The 17711-nt window shown below is 69.7% G+C and carries 12 protein-coding genes and 3 pseudogenes; 6 read left to right on the plus strand and 9 right to left on the minus strand.

Annotated features, from left to right (window positions below):
• Positions 1 to 34: 34 nt before the first annotated feature.
• From ACN28I_RS06250 to ACN28I_RS06260, 3 genes and pseudogenes are all read left to right on the plus strand, one after another.
• Entirely contained in the window at positions 35 to 3238 is a 3204-nt protein-coding gene (locus ACN28I_RS06250) for a two-component regulator propeller domain-containing protein (protein WP_420941199.1), read from the plus strand.
• Between the two features lie 420 nt (positions 3239 to 3658).
• Positions 3659 to 4573: pseudogene (locus tag ACN28I_RS06255) on the plus strand (cytochrome P450); the annotation flags it as partial.
• A gap of 67 nt (positions 4574 to 4640) precedes the next feature.
• Positions 4641 to 4988 (plus strand): cytochrome P450, encoded by a 348-nt coding sequence (locus tag ACN28I_RS06260; protein ID WP_420941200.1) that lies wholly within the window; start codon positions 4641 to 4643, stop codon positions 4986 to 4988.
• Positions 4989 to 5051: 63 nt separating this feature from the next.
• Here ACN28I_RS06260 and ACN28I_RS06265 read toward each other — a convergent pair whose 3' ends face one another.
• Both ACN28I_RS06265 and ACN28I_RS06270 read right to left on the minus strand, forming a co-directional pair.
• On the minus strand, positions 5052 to 5798 hold the full coding sequence (locus ACN28I_RS06265; RefSeq protein WP_420941201.1) for an NADPH-dependent F420 reductase: 747 nt from the start codon (positions 5796 to 5798) through the stop codon (positions 5052 to 5054).
• Between the two features lie 31 nt (positions 5799 to 5829).
• Positions 5830 to 6261, minus strand: coding sequence for a MarR family winged helix-turn-helix transcriptional regulator (locus ACN28I_RS06270; protein WP_420941202.1), 432 nt, complete (start codon positions 6259 to 6261; stop codon positions 5830 to 5832).
• A 256-nt stretch (positions 6262 to 6517) separates the two neighbouring features.
• Between ACN28I_RS06270 and ACN28I_RS06275 the strand changes: the two genes are divergently transcribed.
• Both ACN28I_RS06275 and ACN28I_RS06280 read left to right on the plus strand, forming a co-directional pair.
• Positions 6518 to 6958, plus strand: a complete 441-nt coding sequence (locus ACN28I_RS06275) for a hypothetical protein (RefSeq protein ID WP_420941203.1) — start codon at positions 6518 to 6520, stop codon at positions 6956 to 6958.
• Between the two features lie 153 nt (positions 6959 to 7111).
• Positions 7112 to 7561, plus strand: a complete 450-nt coding sequence (locus ACN28I_RS06280) for a TPM domain-containing protein (protein ID WP_420941204.1) — start codon at positions 7112 to 7114, stop codon at positions 7559 to 7561.
• 201 nt (positions 7562 to 7762) lie between these two features.
• On the opposite strand, the gene ACN28I_RS06285 is transcribed toward ACN28I_RS06280, so the two are convergent.
• The 6 genes and pseudogenes from ACN28I_RS06285 to ACN28I_RS06310 all read right to left on the minus strand — a co-directional run bounded on the left by ACN28I_RS06285 (position 7763) and on the right by ACN28I_RS06310 (position 14104).
• Entirely contained in the window at positions 7763 to 8050 is a 288-nt protein-coding gene (locus ACN28I_RS06285; RefSeq protein WP_420948875.1) for a hypothetical protein, read from the minus strand.
• Between the two features lie 118 nt (positions 8051 to 8168).
• Positions 8169 to 8735, minus strand: a pseudogene (locus tag ACN28I_RS06290) (SUMF1/EgtB/PvdO family nonheme iron enzyme); the annotation flags it as partial.
• Positions 8736 to 8864: 129 nt separating this feature from the next.
• Positions 8865 to 10295, minus strand: a complete 1431-nt coding sequence (rox, locus tag ACN28I_RS06295; protein WP_420941205.1) for a rifampin monooxygenase — start codon at positions 10293 to 10295, stop codon at positions 8865 to 8867.
• Between the two features lie 23 nt (positions 10296 to 10318).
• A pseudogene (locus tag ACN28I_RS06300) lies at positions 10319 to 11172 on the minus strand (alpha/beta fold hydrolase).
• Positions 11173 to 11233: 61 nt separating this feature from the next.
• Complete coding sequence (locus ACN28I_RS06305; RefSeq protein ID WP_420941206.1) at positions 11234 to 12481, minus strand: glycosyltransferase; 1248 nt, start codon at positions 12479 to 12481, stop codon at positions 11234 to 11236.
• 201 nt (positions 12482 to 12682) lie between these two features.
• Positions 12683 to 14104, minus strand: coding sequence for a hypothetical protein (locus tag ACN28I_RS06310; RefSeq protein WP_420941207.1), 1422 nt, complete (start codon positions 14102 to 14104; stop codon positions 12683 to 12685).
• Positions 14105 to 14305: 201 nt separating this feature from the next.
• Here ACN28I_RS06310 and ACN28I_RS06315 point away from each other — a divergent pair, with 201 nt between their 5' ends.
• Positions 14306 to 15574: a PQQ-dependent sugar dehydrogenase gene (locus tag ACN28I_RS06315; RefSeq protein ID WP_420941208.1), complete on the plus strand. Its 1269-nt coding sequence runs from the start codon at positions 14306 to 14308 to the stop codon at positions 15572 to 15574.
• Positions 15575 to 15605: 31 nt separating this feature from the next.
• On the opposite strand, the gene ACN28I_RS06320 is transcribed toward ACN28I_RS06315, so the two are convergent.
• Positions 15606 to 17669, minus strand: a complete 2064-nt coding sequence (locus ACN28I_RS06320) for a lipoxygenase family protein (protein WP_420941209.1) — start codon at positions 17667 to 17669, stop codon at positions 15606 to 15608.
• Positions 17670 to 17711: the final 42 nt, after the last annotated feature.

The raw sequence follows: 17711 nt of genomic DNA on the forward strand, positions 1-17711 counted from the left end.
CCGGACGGCTCTGCCCGTAGGCTCGCCGTCCCTCATGCCCCCTGCCCTCCGCGGATTCTGGAACGAGTCCCGCCTCGCACCTGACCGGGTCCGCGTGAGTGTGCTGGCCACGCGGGTGCTGCTGGGCCTCCTGCTGGCAGCCGCCGGGAGTGCCTGGGCCCTGGAGCCGGGCAAGGCGTTGACCCAGTTCCCTTCCCGCACCTGGCAGACGGAGAACGGGCTGCCGCAGAACAGCATCCTGTCCCTCGTCCAGACAGCGGACGGCTACCTCTGGAGCGGCACCTATGAGGGGCTGGTGCGCTTCGACGGCGTGCGCTTCACCGTCTTCGACCCGGAGAACACGCCGGCCCTCCCGGATCGCTTCATCTGGGGCCTCGCCCGCGGCCAGGACGGGACGCTGTGGATCGGCACGGGCTCGGGGCTCGCCGGCATGCGGGAGGGCACCTTCTTCCGCGTCACCCCACCCCAGGGCATCACCCTGACCAACCTGCGCCGCCTGCTGCCCGCCCGGGATGGGAGCCTGTGGATCACCACGGCCGGTCACGGGCTGCTGCGTCTCTCCCAGGGACACTTCCAGGTGTGGAAGGCCGGAGACGGGCTCGGCAGCGATCACGTGGATGCGCTCGCCGAGGACGCGGCCGGGAATCTCTGGGTGGCCTCGCAGGGCGGCCTGCTGCGATGGGACGGCGCCACCTTCCAGAAGGGGCCCGCCTTCGCGGACACGCCTTCCCGGGTGCTGTCGCTCGCGCTGGACCGGGACGGCGCCCTCTGGGCCGGCACCCTGAATGGCCTCGTGTACCGGCTGCGGGACGGGATGATGCACCCCGTGCCCGAGGCGAGCCTGCCGGGCACCCCCATCGGGATCCTGCTCGTGGACCGGCCGGGCACGCTCTGGGTGGGGAGCACGGACCGCGGGCTGTTGCGCCTGACCCACGGCCAGCGCTCCGTCCTGGAAACCCCCTCCGGGCTGGCAGGTGACGCGGTCTTCGCCCTGCTGGAGGACGCCGAGGGCAACCTCTGGGTGGGGACGGAGTCGCGGGGACTGCACCGCCTCAAGGATGGGCTCTTCTCCCCGTACGGCCGCCCCGAGGGAGTGCCGCACGACATGATGGCCGCCCTTCACGAGTCCCACGACGGCAGCCTCTGGTTCGCCACCCTGGGCGGCGGCCTCACCCGCCTGAAGGATGGGGAGATGACGCACTGGACGACGCGCGAAGGGCTCCCCAGCAACCGGGTCCTCTCCATCGCCGAGGCGCGGGACGGCGGCCTCTGGCTCGGCACCCAGCGAGGCGTGAGCCGCTGGCGGGCGGGGAAGATCACCCGCTCGCTCGGAGAGGCCGAGGGACTGCACGGGGGCGTGCGCACCGTCCACGAGGATGAGCAAGGCACCCTCTGGGCCGGAACCCATCTGGGGCTCGCCCGATGGAATGGGAAACGCTTCGAGCTGCTCTCTCCACGGGACGGGTGGCCCGGTGCCTCCATCACCGTGCTGCACCCGCGGGCCGCGGGAGGTTTCTGGGTGGGTCATGGCAACGGCGGCCTGGGCTCCGTCCAGGCGGGCCGCCTCGTTCCCCTGGCGTCCGGGGAGAAGCCGCTCGCCGGCTCCATCCTGACGATCCACGAGGAGGCGGACGGCACGCTCTGGGTGGGCTCCACCACGGGCCTCTTCCGATGGAAGGCGGGGCGCCTCACGCGCTTCACCCGGGCCGAGGGGCTCTTCGACGACATGATCCTCCAGGCCATGCCCGATGGGCGCGGCAACCTGTGGGTGGGCTGCAACAAGGGCATCTTCCGCGTCTCCCTGGAGGAGCTGGAAGCGGTGGCCGAGGGCCGGCTCGCACGGGTCCGCTCGCGGCTCTTCGGGACGGACGACGGGATGCGCTCCCCGGAGTGCAACTCCGTGGGGTGGCCGTCCGGGCTGCGCACCCGGGATGGGCGGCTGTGGTTCCCCACCATCCGCGGCGCCGTCGCCTACGATCCGGAGCACGAGGCAGCGCCCGTGGCCTCGCCGCCACCGGTGCTGCTCGAAGAGGTCCGGGTGGATGGGCGGACCGTGCCCGCCTCCCAGTGGAGTCACATCCCTCCCGGCGCGGAGCGGGTGGAGATCCACTACACGTCCCCGAGCCTGGGAGCGCCGCAGCGCCTGCGCTTCCGCTACCAGCTCGAGGGCCTCGACAAGGACTGGGTGGAGGCCGGGCCGGAGCAGCGCAAGGCCGACTACACCCACCTGCCGCCGGGGGACTACCGGTTCCGCGTCATGGCGCTCTCGACGGAGGACGGCCGGACGACGCCCGTCGCGGAGCTGAGGCTCCAGCAGCGGCCCCGCTTCCACGAGACGCTCCTCTTCCGGGCGGCCTGCGCGCTGGGGGGGGCGCTGGTCCTCTGCGGTGGGGTGTGGCTGCGCCTGCGCGGACACCGCCTGCGCGAGCGCCAGCTCCAGGCGCGGGTCGAGGAGCGCACCACCGAGCTGAGCGCCCGCCTCCAGGAACTCCAGGACACCCGGGAGCGGCTCGTCCAGGCGGAGAAGATGGCCGCGGTGGGGACGCTCGCCTCGGGCGTCGGGCATGAGATCAACAACCCGCTCGCCTTCATCCTCTCCAACCTCAACTACGTGACGGGGGAGCTGCGAGAGCTCACGAAGCGGGAGGAGGAGTCCGAGCGCTGGCAGGAGGTGGAGCAGGCGCTCTCCGAGGCGAAGGTGGGCGCGGAGCGGGTGCGCCGCATCGTGGCGGACCTGCGGACCCTGGCCCGCGCCCACCGGGAGCCCTCGAAGGAGGTGGACCTCCATGCGCTGCTCGACGTGTCCCTGGCGACGGCGGACGGGCAGCTCCGCCCCCGGGCCCGGGTGGTGAAGGAGTATGGGACGCCGCCGACGGTGCTCGGTGACGAGACGCGGCTGGGCCAGGTCTTCCTCCACCTGATCGTCAACGCCGCCCAGGCCATCCCCGAGGGAGGAGCGGAGCGGAACGAGGTGCGTGTCACCACGCGCCGGGACGAGCGGGGGCACGCCGTCATCGAGGTGAGCGACACGGGGGTGGGAATTCCCGCCGAGGTGCTGCCGCGCATCTTCGAGCCCTTCTTCACCACGAAACCCGTGGGAGAGGGAACCGGGCTCGGCCTGTCCATCTGCCACACCCACCTGAAGTCCATGGGCGGCGACATCCAGGTGCGGAGCGAGCCGGGACGCGGCACCACCTTCGCGGTCACCCTCCCCCCCTGTGCCTGGGAGTACAGGTAGGAGGGAAGGCCTGTTGAGGGGACGCCGTTCGGTCCACGCGGCCGGCGGTTCCGACGTGTCAGCCCGGCCGTTGGCGTGTCAGCCCGGCCTGTGGCGCGTCAGCCCGTGTGTTTCGACGTCTCAATCCCTCGACACATGAGAGCCCCTGACACGGCATGGGCGCTGCAGAGCCATCCTGGTGGGCTGAAGCACTTCCAAGCCCAAACAAGGAGCTCGAACATGAAGACGTTCTTCTACATCGCGGTGGCGCTGGGCCTGTCCAATCCGAAGAAGCTGACGCGCCAGTACCAGGCCCTCACGCCGGGTGGCGGGTACTGAGTCAACGGTTGAAGTCATGACTTGAACCGGCCAGCCGCGGGCTCATGCCGCTGGCCGGTTCTCCTGGCGCGAGCACCTGCTGTCGACGAGAGGAGAGTTCACATGACTGCGATTCATCACGAGCCGCCCGGCCCCGAGGGGGCGTGGGGCATTGCCAATGTCGCGGACTTCCACGCCGACCCGCTCCGGTTCGTGACCCGGTGCGCCCGGGAGTTCGGTGATGTCGTCCGGTTGGGCCAGGACAACTATCTCCTCTGCCATCCCCGCGACATCGAGCACGTCTTCGTCAACAGCCAGCGGAGCTTCGCGAAGGAGACCGGGCAGAAGCCCACCTGGGCCAAGACGGGCTCGTATCACCATGCGTTGATGCACACGGACGGGAAGGACTGGCTCTACAAGCGCAGGCTCCTCCAGCCCCTGTTCAAGCGTGACCGCGTCGACACCCGCGCGGAGCCGATCGTCGACGCCGCCGAGGAGATGATCGCCGCCTGGCGCCCTGGCGAGGTGCGCGCGCTCGAGGGCGATGTCGCGCCCCTCTCGGCCCAGGTGGTCGGGCGGTTCCTCCTGGGTTCGGACCTCAGCGCCAACGAGATCCGGCGGGTCACTTCCTTCCTGGCGTGGAGCTTCCGGCCGCTCCCCATCCGGATTCCGCGCTGGCTCCCCACGCCTCGAAACCTCCGGTTCAGGTGGTCGGTCTGGCAGTTCGACCGGGCCATCTACGGGCTCATCGAGCGCCTCCGGGAGCGGAGCCACGGCTCGTCCAACCTCCTCGAGCTGGTGCACCAGGCTCGCGATGGGGAGGATGGCTGTCTGGCCCCGCCCTGGTACCCCCGCGACGAGGTGGCCATCATGCTGCTCGCCGCGCATCAACCGACAGCCATCGCGCTGGCGTGGACGCTCTACCTGATGGCGCTGCACCCGGAGGTGGATGCGCGGGTGGCCGCCGAGGTGGAGCAGACGCTGGGTGGCCGGCGGGCCACGACCGAAGATGCGGAACGCCTCGTCTACACGAACGCGGTCATCAAGGAGACGCTGCGGCTCTACCCGCCCGTCTGGATGACGGCCCGGGAGTCCCTCCAGGAAGGTGCAGCTCGGCGGCTACCGGATCGCCGGGGGTGTCAGCCTGGCGCTGAGCCCCTGGGTCGCCCACCGGGACCCCCGGTGGTTCGCGGACCCCGACACGTTCCGCCCGGAGCGCTGGCTCGATGGCTCACTCGAGGGGCTCCCGAAGTACGCGTACTTCCCCTTCGGGGGTGGCCCTCGCCTCTGCATGGGCGCTTCGCTCGCGAAGCTGGCGCTGGTGCTCGTCATCGCGACGGTGGTCCGCCGTTACCGCCTCACGCTCGCCGCGGGCGCGAAGGTCTCTCCCTTCGCGGCGGCTTCCTTCCTCATTCCCCAGGGTGTCCGCCTGGTGCCAGAGGCCCGGACCTGAAGTCAGCGCATCGGCGGGCCGCCGGCACTCCCCCTGAGAGGGCCCCCGTACCGGGGCCGGGGCTCACATGTACAACGCACGACTCAGGCGGACGCCGTATTCCGCATCCGGGTTCCTTGTGCCGTCTCCCACCCTTTCCACGATTGCGGCAACAGCCAGGTCGCGCCGCTTCGGCAATCGCGCCCGCTCTGCCGCGGCAAGGGCGGCCGCCAGCTCCTCGCGGGTGAGGTCCGTGCAGTAGCCGGGCGCGCCAGGCTGCTGCCGCCAGGACTCCGCAAGCGTCCCCGCGTCGAAGGCGTCGAACCCGGTGTCCTCGACGAGTGCCATTCCCACCTTGCGATCCCTGTCACTATCGGCTGCAACGGGAAGCGCGATGCGGTCCGGACTCCCCGCGGGCTTGCCCTTCTTCGCGAAAGAGTCGGACCCGATCGCATTCCATGCCTTGACGATGGGACGGCCCAACTGTTCGGACACCCACAGGCTCTCGACCTGACCGGCTTCGATGGCGTCAATCCTGCCGTCCCGCCCCGGATAGTAGTTCGACGTGTCAATGACGACCGTCTCGGCTGGTACGCGGGCGATGAGCGGCGCGACCTCGGGAAGACGATGGAGGGGGATCGACAGGATCACGACGTCAACGTCCGCCACGGCTTGCGCCGCCGTGACCGCGCGTCCCCCAGAGGACAGCACGTCGGCCTCGATGGTGTCCGGGCCGCGGGAGTTGGCCACCTTCACGTCATGTCCGGCCGCACTCAGCTTTCGAACCAGGGTCTTCCCGATGTGGCCAGTCCCCAAAATGCCGATCTTCATGATTGCGTCTCCTCTTCAGTCCTTGAAGGTCTCACTCGCTCGTCGGGTGGGCGAGCGCTTCGAGCGTGCGACGGAGCTCGTCCAAGCCCTGGTTGGTGAGCTGGCAGGCCGACTTGATCTTGTCGGTGATGCCCCGAACCTCGGTTTCGAGGGCACGGCCACGGGGTGTCAGGTCGACCAGCACGCGGCGTTCGTCGGCCGGATCGCGGGTGCGCGTCACGAAGCCGGCGCTCTCCAACCGCTTGACCAGCGGCGTGATCGTGCCCGTGTCCATGTCCAAGCGGGCGCCGAGCGTGCCGACGGTCAGTGGCGCGCCATCCAGCAGGTCGAGAATCACCAGATACTGGGGGAAGGTCAGGCCCAGCGGCTCGAGGAATGGCTTGTGCATCCGCGCCATTCGGTTCGCCGCACCATAAAGCGCGAAGGAAAGTTGTGTGCCGACGGATTGCCGTTTCGAAGCCATGGCTCTCCAGTGTTCCAACATCTAGCGTCTCAACATCTAGCGTACTAGTTAAATTTGAAGCGGTGGGATGTCAAGCCACCTCCTGCTCACGGCTCGGCGCGATGAGGCCTCCTCCTCGCCCTCCTTCCGTTCTGGCATCAACTCCCAGGGAAGTTTGAGCGACACCCCGTGGCACGACACGTGGTGGAAGGGAGGCCGCCTACCGGGCGTGAGGACTAGAGTGCCGGCGCCTCCTTCACCTCGGAGTTTCCCCACCATGCGTCTCCTCGCCCTCGTGCTCGCCCTGTCCGTCGCCTCCTCCGGCTGCCTCGTCTACGACTACGATCAGGAGGTCTGCGTGAGCTTCACCGTCTCCTATGAAGGGAGCGCCCAGGGGCCCATCCTCGCCACCCTGGTCTCCCAGGAGGGCACCATGGGCTACACCTCGGTGCACTCGAGTGAGGCGGAGATCCGGCCGCTGCTCTCCGGCGAGCAGAACATCAGCCGCTGCTCGCCCCGTTCGGAGCACCGCGAGGAAGTGGCCGTGGTGAAGGTCTGGATGGATGTGGACGGCTCGGGACTCGAGTGCATGGAGACGGCGGGCAAGGCGACCGCCTGCACCCCGGCTCCCACCGCCCCCCAGGCCACGCACGAGCTCACCCTGCCCGCCTACGGCCGCATGGCCGCGCCGTTCCACCTCACGCTGATGGATCCGTGAGGCAGCCCAAGCCCTACCGCGGCACCGGCACGGAGCCGACGAGCTCCTTCAACGCCCTCGCCGAGGCGATAGCTGTTCCGTGAGATCGAGGCGACGCTCGACGCGCCTTCTGGATGTTGGGCCGGTGGGCGTGGGATGGTCTATCCTCCGGGAATGCAATGGCCGTGGCAGCGGGTGAAGCGGGTGTTGACGCCCCAGGAGGAGGCGCGTCTCGTCGAGGCCATCCGCCGGGCGGAGCAGGGCAACCGGGGCGAGGTCCTCGTGCACGTGGAACGCCGGTGCGTGGGCGGCAACGCGCTGGCTCGGGCCATGGCGCTCTTCGAGAAACTCGTGCGCCAGACGGCCGCGGACACCGGGGTGATCCTCTATGTGGCGGTGGAGGATCGCAAAGTAGCCGTGTACGCGGGCCGGGGCGTGCACGGCGCGGCCATGCCCGGCTTCTGGGAGTCCGTGGTGGAGGCGGTGGCCGAGGGCTCCAAGCGGGGCGAGCCCGTGTCCGGATTGGAGGTGGCGGTGGAGCGCATTGGTGGACTGCTGCGCACCGTCATTCCGGGTGAGGACGTGGCGGGCAACGAGCTGCCGGACCGGGTGAGCCAGGGGTGAGCGGCTCGACCCGGCGCGGCGCGTTCCCGCCGCCTGCCCGTGGAGCAACCCGCTGCCGCCAAGCCAGTGGAAGTCAGTTCTTTCAGGGGGCGGGAACGCACGGAGCGCCTTCCGGCCGCGCGGCGTGCCGACTGGTCCAACAATCGGACCAGTTGCTCCCCATCGCGCCCGGACCCCCTGACAGGACATACCCCTCCTGGCTTAGCGTGGGATGACGCAGCGGAAGCCGAGGTTCCAATTGGTGGCGACGGGGCCGTTGCTCAGGTTGATGGCGAGCACACCCGCGCCGGTGCCATCCACGGCGCTGCCGCCCAGGAGCATGGCGGCGGGCATGCCCACCACGGCGCCGGAGAACCCGTAGGCGCTGGAGGTGATGTTCACCGTGGCATCCGCGGCGAAGGCGGAGCCTGGCCAGGGCGACGCGCTCGGCGTGGCGTTGCCCAGCGAGGCGCCCCACTGCGCGCCGAACTCGTGGACGTTGCCAATCATGTCCTGGGCGCCCCAGGGAGCTCTCGCACGCGGTGCCGCTGCCCGTCAGGCGCTTGGCGCCGCTGCTGGTGTTGCAGGTGCCTCCGCTTCCGCTGCTGGAGCCTGGATCCGGCGTGCCGGCCGCCGCCTCCAGCCACTCGTCATGGGTGGGCAGCCGCTTGCCGCTGGCCCGGCAGGCGCGCGCGGCCTGGAACCAGCTGAGGAACGTGCTGGGCGTCTTGCCGGCGACGCTCTGCGCGTAGCGCAGGTGGGCCACCGAGCCCTGGCCATTGATGGGAAAGGTGGAGGGGTAGTCCTGGCTCCCCGCACCGTACTGCGTCCCGGTGCCATCCGCGCTCTGGTAGATGCTGGCCTCGTAGCGGTCGATCCAGAAGGCGCTCGCGCCAAAGCCGACCTTCACCACTTCGTCCACGCCCTTCTTGCAGACGGTGTACGCGGTGATTGCGTCGTCCTGGGTGTAGCCATACGGGCAGTTGGGAGAGGTGCCCACGGGACCGGCTGGCCCCTGAGGCCCCTGAGGCCCCTGGGGCCCTTGCGCTCCGGTGTCACCCTTGGGGCCCTGCGGGCCTGTGTCGCCCCGCGGGCCCTGGGGGCCTTGTGCTCCGGTATTGCAGCCGGCCAATACGAGTGCCGCGAGCAGGCACGCGAGCGTTGTCGCACGCGAGCCCAGGGATGATCCCGTCATGTTTCTTCTCCTGGATGGGTCTGGGGACCGGGCGAAAGCTCGCCGAGGGTAGGCGCATCCTACTCCGGGGCCCCGCAGGGGACACCGCCACCGCGCGGGCGTCCGCGAGCGGCTTGACCCGTCGGGGACTCAGCGGCTGGCAGCATCGCCGAACCACTTTGGAAGCTGGCTGAGCAGCTCCTGTTGAGCTTCACCGACCCACGCCACGTGGCCGTCCGGCCGCAGCAGTATCGCGGGCACGTCCAGTTCCTCGCTGACGTCGACGACGTGGTCGACCCGGTCTGCCCAGCCCGCCACCGAAAGCCGGCCGGTCTGGTCGAGCAAGAGCCCTCGGCCGCCGTGCATCAGCGCGTAGAGGCGCCCCCGCTTCAGCGCCACGTCCCGCATCCGCCGGCCGAGCAGTTCATGCCCCTCTCCGAAGTCGTAGCGGACCCCGATCGCGGTGATCTTCTCGATCAGGTACCGGTTCACGTCCTCGAAGTTCATCAGTTCCGACAGCAGCCGGCGCACGGACCGGGGGCCCGGCTCGGGGGACAGCAGCTCGAACTGCGCGCGGGTGATGTCCAGCACGTCGGCGGCCACCAGGTGCCGTTCGGTGTGGTAGCTGTCCAGCAGCCCCTCCGGTGCCCAGCCGTTGACCTCGGCGGCCAGTTTCCAGCCGAGGTTGAGCGCGTCCTGGATGCCGAGGTTGAGCCCCTGCCCTCCGGTCGGCGGGTGGATGTGCGCTGCGTCGCCGGCCAGCAGCACCCGGCCGGTCCGGTAGCGCTCGGCCAGCCGGGTGGCGTCGCCGAAGCGGGAGAGCCAGCGCGGTGAGTGCACGCCGAAGTCGGTGCCGGCGAACACCCGCAGCTGCCGCTTGAACTCCTCGAGGGTCGGCGGGACCGAGCGGTCCTCGGCCACCCCCTCTGCGGGCACGACAACGCGGTACACCCCCTGCCCGAAGGGCCCGACGCCGAACCGGAGTTGGGTCTTGCGGACTTCGGCCACCACGGCAGCCACCGTCTCCGGCGGTACGGCCACCTCCATCTCGCCCAGCAGCGTATCGACCCGGGTGGGCTCACCGGGGAAGCCGACGCCGAGCAGCTTGCGCACCGTGCTGCGGCCGCCGTCGCAGCCGACGAGGTAGCGCGAGCGCAGCCGCGTGCCGTCGGCCAGCTCGGCGGTCACCCCGTGGTCGCCCTGGCTCAGCCCGACCAGTTCACAGCCGCGCCGGAGCTCGGCGCCGAGCTCGCTGGCGCGCTCGGTCAGCAGGCGATCGGTGATGGTCTGCGGGATGCCGAGGACGTACGGATGTGCGGTGTCCAGCCGGTCCGGCCGCGGCTTGACGATGCCGGCGAAGGAACCACCGAGCGGGTACTGCTGGCCGAGCGCGAGGAACCGCTCCAGCAGACCGCGCTGGTCCATCACCTCGACGCTGCGCGCGTGCAGACCGAGCGCGCGGACATACCGGGTCGGCTCCGTCTCCTTCTCCAGCACGACCGTTCGCACCCCAGCCAGCCGCAGCTCGCTGGCCAACATCAACCCGGTCGGTCCACCGCCGGCAATGATCACGTCGATCATCACAACCCCATTTCCGTAGAATCTCAGTGGTTCTCGATGTGGCTCAGGAGCGCCGCCGCGAGCGGGGGCACGACGGCACGTGGAATCGCGTGCCCCATCCCGTCGATCTTCACCAGGGTCGAGCGCGGCAGGGTCTCCGCGAGGAACCGTGAGTTGGACTCGGGATTGGTGGGATCCTCCGGGGTGGTGATGACGAGCGTGGGCACTGTGACGTGAGCGAGCTCCGCCCCCGAGCCAGTCCGGAGGGGTCGGCCCGCGCATGGGCCTCCGAGGTGTCGTGACGGCCGGCGTGGGCGATGATGCGCCGTTCGAGCGCACGGAACTCCTCGGCATCGAAGGCAATCGCCTCGCCGTTGAGCCTGCGCCAGTTCTCGACCCGCCATTCGATCTGCGCCTCGCGCTCACGCGGCTCGAACATGTGGCGCCAGAACTCGTACAGGCCGGGAGCTACGGGGGCTCGCGCCGTCACGTTGGCGCGGGCGGGCGCGCCTTCGAGGGCGGGCGCCCCGATGACCGTCGCGCTGAGCAGCCGCTCGGGATGCGCGACCAGGAGCCACTGCACCAGAAAGCCTCCCAACGACAGGCCCACGACGTGCGCGCGCTCGATGCCGAGCGCATTGAGGATGGCCAGTGCGTCCTCGGCCATCCGGGTCGCGGAGTAAGGGACCCTGTCGAAAGCCCAGGTGGACGCTCCGGTGTCCCGGTGGTCATAGCGGATGACCCGGTGCTTCCGGGCCAGGACCTCCACGAGCTCGTCGGGCCAGACCAGTCCCGAGACGGTGGAGCCCATGATGAGCAGAACGGCGGGCGCATCCTCCGGCCCTCGTGATTCGACCCAGAGCGAGACTCCCTCGGCGACCTCGACGAAGCGTTCCATGGTCCCAGCTTCGCAGGACGGTCCTCGGAAATCTCCATCGCTGGTTCAGTAGCGGCGGCCGTCACTCGGGGAACGCGCTCAGCAGCCGTGCCACTGCGACTCCGGTCCCATCCTCCATGGCCATCGCCGCGCCGAGCGTTCGTGCGTGCTGTCGCAGTCCCTCCAGTTCCAGCGTCTGACGGATTCTCGCCGCGACGTGCATGGGCTTCGCCTTCCAGAACGAGAGCGGCTTCGCAGCCGCACCCACCCGGTGGACCTGATTGGCCCACATCGCCTGCTCGAAGATGAACGGGAGGATGACGGCGGGCAGCCCCGCGCGGAGTACCGCGTGACTGGTTCCCGCACCTCCATGGTGGACGACGGCGGAGAGCAGCGGCAGCAGCCGGTCGTGCGGTGCCCAGGGAAGGAAGTAGAGATTCCCGTCCTGCCCTTCAGGCGCACCTCGCTTGGTCTGGATGACGGCCCGCACCTTTGCCTCACGGGCACTGGCGATGAGCAACTCGCGCGCCTGGGTGGGGGCCAGATGCTCCATGGTACCCAGTGAGAGCAGCACCGGCTTGTCCCCGCCGTCCAGAAAGGCGCGCAGGTCGGCCGAGGGCTCCCACTGAGTCACCTCCGCCTCCATCGAGAACGCGCCGCAGATGGCGTGAATGGGTGCGAGGTCCCGAGGCGGTGGACAGAGGACGGGGCTGGCCGCGAAGAGGTTGAGCTGGTCGGAGAAGAGGAGATCCGGGAGCGCGTGGCGGATGCGCGGCAGTCCCTTGCTCGCGAAGAACGCGGCAGCCGGTTTGCGGAAGGCCAGATCCAGCACGGCGCGAAGCAGCGCCCAGCCGGGGCGGTTCAACCAACCCCACGGCGGTAGGCCCGGCGGCGGTTGGTGACGCGACGGAACCAGGCCCGGGTGGTAGTGGAGCGAGACGAACGGCGTATCCGTGACGAGCGCGGCGGCCTTCACGTACCAGCAGGACAGGTGGCCGACGACCACGTCCGAGCGCTCACAGAGCTGGACGGCCGCGGCATACATCTCCTCGAGATAAGGAAAGAACGCCTGGTCGAGGAGGGCCCGCGAGAGCTTCGAGGGGTCGCTGCTGGTGCCCTCCTTCGCGAGGCTCGGAAGCGAGACGGCGAGCTCGCGAGGCGTGACCGTGAGCGGAACGCCAAGGGTGTCACACAGACGCGTGTAGTCTGTCCCATCGATGGAGGTGAGGACGAGGTGCGGCGCGTGACCGTCGCGCTTGAGCCGCGCCGCCAGCGCGACCAGCGGACGCAGGTCGCCTTCGGAGCCCCACCCCTGAATGCCTACGCGCATAGGTCCTCCCAGCTTCGAGAACGGTGCAGACAACTTCGGGCGCGAACAGGTTCCCGCCAACCGCCCGCTGCATCATTCGTAGGGTGCGAGGGAGGGGTTTGCGCTCCGGCCGCCGGGGTTTCCTGGGTGGTCCGACCATCGGACCAGTTGCTCCCCATCGCGGCCGGAACCTCCCCCCTGACAGGACCTACCCCTTCTGGCTTAGCCGCGCACCTGCGCGTGCCGCCGCAGCCGCTTGAGATCCAGGTCACTCTCCGAACGGTGCGGCGGCGTGGGCCTCGGCTGCGGGACGCTCCCGCCGCCCAGGAGGGCCTGAAGCTGGACCCTCGGATCGTAGTTGATGTCCGCCAGGCGAGCCTCGAACTCCTCGCGGGGCATGCGCTCCTCGCGGCCCCACGGGTTGGTGTACTTGATGTACTCCTGGCCATCGATGGTCTCGGTGCCCGTGACGAGCAGCTTGTGGTAGCCGTCGCCCCAGGACACCGCCACCGGCACATTGCGGCCTGCCTCGAGCTGGGTGTCGATGATGTCCATGGCGCCGGCTCGCTGCTCCGCGGTGGTCAGCCGCTTGTCCGACATGGTCCGGCCCCACACCGCCTCGTAGAGCACGTCCAGATCGTTGGACCACGCGCCATCGCCCTCTTCCGTCGAGTTGACGTAGTTGCGATCGCCGTTGGCCATCTCCATGAAGGCCGAGCCCATCAGCCGCTGCACGTTGGAGCGGCCCTTGCCGTCATCCAGGACGGTGCCCTTCTCGCGCGTGAGCGTCTGGCCTCCGGCCAGCTCGACCTCTCCGCTGGGGCTGGCGAGCCCCAGGGCGATGCGCGCGTACTCGGCGGGATTCTGCATCGCCAGATCGATCGCGACGGTGGTGGGGGCGCAGGTGCCCACGCTGCCCTGGTTGATGGCGCTGGGGGTGGCCAGCTCCTGCACCAGATCACAGAGGAAGGCCCCCCGATCCAGGCCCTCCGCCATGGGGGTGTTGGGATCGGCCGCCGTGGCCAACTGCTCCAGCAGCGTGCCTCCGCCCACCAGCGCCTCCTCGCCGGGCAGCTTGCCCTCGAAGAGCAGCTTCTGCAGGGAGAGTGCCGCCACCGGATCGCCCGCGTCGAGGCAGGACTGCTGCACCGCCTCGTAGCGGGCGCGATCCTCGGGGGACATCTTCGCGAGCTGCTCCTGCTCGAGCGCGGCGTTGGCCTCCAACTGGGCCTCGGCGGCCTCCTTGCGGCTGGGGGTGGGAGTCTTTCCCTTTCCGAGGATGCCGCCCAGGTCGATTCCACCGAGTGGTCCGCCGGTGTCGCGGCGGTCATTCACATTCGGGGCGTCCCGCACCACCGTGGCGCCTCCATCCGACGAGCCGTGGGTCTCCGGCCCCAGGAAGAGGGTGTCCATCTCCGAGAGGGCGTCTCGAGTGGAGCGCTCGCCGCCGAGCTTCTCGGGCAGCTTGAAGTCGTTGAAGAGCTGCTTGACGGGCGCCTTGATCGTCTTGAAGCGGTCCATCCGGTCCTTCATCAGCTCCGTGGCCACGTTGTTCTCGGCGGGCTTGGGAGCGGCCTTCGCGATCTCCGTCTTGGCGGTCTGGGAGATCCGAGGCTGGGAGGAAGGCGGAATCCGGAGGGTCATGGCGGGTCTCGTTTGAAGGCGAACGTCCGCTGGGATTATCGGGCCGAGGCTCCGAGCAGTTTCTTCTCAGGGGGTTTGACGCATTCAGTCATTGATTGACGCGGGACACCCGCCCGATCGATTGATGGCGTGCCCCTTCCCTCCTTGTTTATTGGACCGCCAGCAGGCACCCCTTCCCTCCCCTGTCCTGGAGAGAGTTCCATGCGAACCTTGTCGATGACCATCCTCCTCGCCGCCCTCCTGGCGGGCTGTCCCAGCAAGCGCCCCAACCCGGACGGCCCGCTGCCAACCCCCGGGGACACGGAGCCGCCTCCCGAGGAACCCCTTCCCAGCGGCCCCCCCGTCCCGACGGGCCCTGCCAACGTGCCCGAGTTCCAACCGGCCTTCCCCGGTCAGACGCGCGCTCCGGCCATCCAGACGAAGACGGCCGTGCAGGTCACCGAGATCGCCTCGGGCTTCAGGAATCCCTGGGCCATCGCCTTCCTCCCCGACCAGCGCATGCTGGTGACGGAGAAGCCCACCGGCTCGCTCTACATCGTCACGCCCCAGGGCGCGAAGTCTCCCGCCGTCGCGGGTCTGCCGCCCGTGGACGGCCGTGGACAGGGCGGTCTGCTCGACGTGGAGGTGGGCCCCGACTACGCCCAGCGCGGCCTCATCTACTGGACCTATTACGAGCCGCGCTCGGGCGGCAATGGTCTGGCGGTGGCACGCGCGAAGCTCGTGGAGGGGGCGCAGCCGCGCGTGGAGGGCGTGCAGGTCATCTTCCGCATGATGCCCACGCTCGAGTCGACCCTGCACGCGGGAGGACGGCTGGTGTTCACCCCCGACGGCAAGCTGTTCGTCACGCTCGGCGAGCGCTCCATCCTCGCGGGCCGCGTACAGGCGCGCGATGTGCGGAGCCACTTCGGCAAGGTCGTCCGCATCAACCCCGACGGCTCGGTGCCCCTGGACAACCCGTACGTGAACACCGAGGGGGCCAAGCGGGAGATCTGGTCGGTGGGGCACCGCAACATCCTGTCGGCGGCGCTCGACCGCCAGCAGCGGCTGTGGATAGTGGAGATGGGACCGCGCGGAGGAGACGAGCTCAACCGCCCCGAGGCGGGCAAGGACTACGGCTGGCCCACCATCGGCTATGGCGAGGAGTACTCGGGCGCGCCCATCCACGAGAGCACGCAGGGCCCGGGCATGGAGCAGCCCGTGTACTACTGGGATCCGGTGATCTCGCCCTCGGGGATGACCATCTACACCGGGGAACTCTTTCCCGAGTGGCGCGACAACGTCTTCATCGGAGGACTGTCCAGCCAGGCGCTGGTGCGGCTGATGATGAGGAATGACCGCGTGGTGGGCGAGGAGCGGCTGCTCACGGGCTTGAACGCGCGCATCCGCGAGGTGGTGCAGGGCCCCGAGGGCGCGCTCTACCTGCTCACCGACGAGACCAACGGCAAGCTGCTCAAGCTCACCCCGCGCTGAACCGGTCTGGGCCTGGCGAGGGGTGGCCCGCTCAGATGTTGATGCGGGAGCTGATCGTCCTGACGTCCAGGCCCAACGCGGCGAACTCGGCGGAGTGGGCGCGGAGCAGCTCCACGAGCCGGGGATGCACGTCATCCTCCTCGTTGGCCAGGATGAAGCCGTAGTTCGTCTTGGACAGCATCCAGGAGATCCACAGCATCTCGGTGGCCTCCTCCGGCGGCGGGGCGACGTCCGGGTCGTCCTCGGCCACCAGCACCCCGCCCTTCCCCCAGCGCAGCCCCAGGCTCGAGTACAGGACCTCGCCGGCGTCTTCCCACTGGAGGTTGTTGGCCCAGGCGTGCCGGAAGGTCGCGAAGAAGATGACGTAGCGGCACAGCTGCTTGAGCGCGTCCAGCTCTCCGGGCTGGGGTACCTCGGTGTGGGTCACCGCGCTGACGGCCCGCGGCGGCGGCTCGGCGGCCTTCACGTCCAGGTCCATGCGCTCGGAGCGCACGAACCACGGAGCCTCCTTCCCCGCGACCCGTGCCCGCAGATAGCGGCACACGAAGGCGGGCACCGCGTGGGCCACGAGGTCGTCCGAGAAACGCCGCACCTCCTTCCACTCGGCCTCCACCGCGGCACCGTGCTCGGCGAAGAAGGCGTCCACGTGCTCCCCGAGCAACCGCCAGAATAGCTGCGCGGCACGGGCGTAGCGGTGCCCCTCGCACACCGGTGCCGCGGGCGCGAACCCCTTCCAGTCGTAGCTGCCCATCAGATGCAACAGCCGCGCGTCGACGCTCCGCTCCGTCAACGCACTCGCGCGGGTGATGTAGCCGTCCGGTCCCACCAGGAACCCGCTGGCCGAGTGGTTGATCAGCACCACCTCCCTCAGGTGGGGCAGCAGCAGCCAGCGGAGGGGGTTGCGCCGCAGGTTCCGATGCGCGGCGATGGCGTACTGCTCGACGTTGAAGTGGCACTGCCCCAGGTGGTTGCCCAGTTCGGTGTCCAGCGTCGCGCTCACCCGGGCGATGCGCTTGGCGGCCTCCCACTCGGCGCCATCCTCCGGCGTGAAGGTCCGGCGTGTGACCGGTGAGCCCGGCGCCGTCGCTCCCGGCTCCCGCATCCCCAGGAGGATGCGCACGGGCAGCACCCGGCCGTCCACCAGGCGCAGCCGCACATCGACATCGGGCAGGCAGTGGAGGCCGTCCTGCTCGTAGGCATTCCAGGGGAAATAGAGCCGGAAGGCATTCGGATCACCAGGCACCTCGGGATCCCGGTCCATGACCGTCGCGAACATGCCGTTGAGCAGGCGTTCACCGAAGAAGGCGTCGCTGCGGGAGGAACCCGGCGCCTCCCGCTCCATGCGGAGGGTCATCGACTCGGGGTAGTCGGCCTGCAGGCGGGTCACACTGGGGACGTGTCCGAGGCGGATCTGCAGCAGGTGCTGGCGCTTGACGAGCTCGACGGGGGACACCGCCTTCAGCATCGCCAGGGAGCGCCCCGGGGCGTAGGCCGTCGGCGGAGTGCCCTCCTCGGTGACGAACAGCCGGGCCAGGGGGGTCGTCGGATCGTATTCCCAGTAGGGCAGCCGGATGGTGCCGAAGTCGTAGTGCAGCCCACCGTGATCATCGGGGCCCCGCTGCGAGCCGATGCGCCGCCAGCTCTCCACCACCCGCCCATCCTTGCGGAAGGTGTGCTGGGGCTCGAAGAAGCAAAGCTCCAGGTCCGGCAGATCCCCGATCCCCGCATCGGCGGGATCGTAGCGAATGGCGAAGTACCCCTCGCTGTCCGTGAAGCCTTCGCCCAGGAAGTCGTCCGGAGCGCCGGGATCCCGGTCCCACAGCTCGACCTTGAGGTGGTGCAGAGGGAGGGAACCCTGGGGGCCGTCCTGCTCGAACACCAGCCGTCCGGTGGCGACGGCCGGCAGGGTTGCGGGGTCCCGGCGGGTCCGGGGTGCGCGGACACGCGAGGCCAGCTCGCGAGTGACGGCAACGCGCTCGTCGGGGCCCAGGCTCGCGTACCAACTGGCCAGTTCAGCGGGCTCGAGGAGCTCGGGCTCGGCAGCTCGCTCCTCGAGGCCCAGAGCCGACATCAAGCGGTGCAGCGTGGTACTCATGACCCCGACTCCCAGAGAGCACCTCGGGACCGCCGTCGTTGG

This window comes from Archangium gephyra (genome assembly GCF_049060025.1).
Lineage (GTDB): Bacteria > Myxococcota > Myxococcia > Myxococcales > Myxococcaceae > Archangium > Archangium gephyra_A.